1 protein-coding gene is annotated in these 895 nt (G+C 70.4%); it reads right to left on the bottom strand.

Annotated features, from left to right (window positions below):
- The coding region (locus G3I60_RS43740) for a S8 family serine peptidase (protein WP_164608554.1) at positions 1 to 895 on the bottom strand (895 nt) is incomplete at both ends.

Below are 895 nucleotides of genomic sequence, written 5' to 3'. Positions count from 1 at the left end.
CGTGGCGGAGTCGGCGTCCTGGCGGCCGACGGGGTCGCCCTTCTCGTCCTTCGTCGTCGCCGTGGTCATCAGCGCCGATTTGACCTCCATCGGCGACCAGCCGGGGTGGAGCTGCTTCAGCAGGGTCGCGAGGCCCGCGATGTGCGGCGACGCCATCGACGTACCGGACATGAAGCCGAAGGAGCCCGCGTAGCCGCTCAGGCCTCCCGGCACCGTGCCCGCCGGCACGGCTTCGCCGGGGGCGGTGATGTCCGGCTTGAGCAGGTCGCCGTGGCTGTGGTCGTCGGGGCCGCCGGAGGAGAAGGAGGTGACGTCCCGGGCGGTGGTCTTGTGGCTTTGGCTGGGGAGGAACCCGGCGGTCGCGTTCTCGGTGGCCGCGTACTCCTTCACCGTCGGCGAGTTCTGCTTGCTCACCTGGAACAGGGGGATGGCGAAGGTGGTGGCGAAGAAGTCCATGCCGCTGGTCGGCGTGTGGGTGAGGACGATCGCCCTGCCGCCCGCCGACTTGACCTCGGTGGCCTTCTCCCTGACGAAGAGGTTGCCGCCCCGGTCGCAGACCACGATCTTGTCCTTGGTCCGCGCCGGGTCGAGCGTGCCCGGCGCGCACAGCGCGGCCTGCTCGGCGTCGGCGTCCGACTTGCGCACGTCGGCGGCGTTGACCAGTGGGGTCGAGGGGACACCCGAGTTCAGGCTGCGGTTGGTGATGCGGCGGCCGTTGCCCAGGGTGAGTGAGGCGGTGTAGTCGGTGTCGTGCGTCGACGCGGCGACCGTCGTCAACCAGGGGGCGGTGATGTGGACGGTGCCCGGGCCGCTGTTGCCGGCCGAGGCGGCGACGAAAACGCCCGCCTTGGCGGCGTTGATCATGGCGTCCTTGAGGGTCGGTTGGGTGATATCC

It is taken from the genome of Streptomyces sp. SID13666, assembly GCF_010548325.1.
In the GTDB taxonomy this organism is placed as follows: Bacteria; Actinomycetota; Actinomycetes; order Streptomycetales; family Streptomycetaceae; genus Actinacidiphila; species Actinacidiphila fildesensis.
This window is presented reverse-complemented; position numbering and strand designations above follow the sequence as displayed.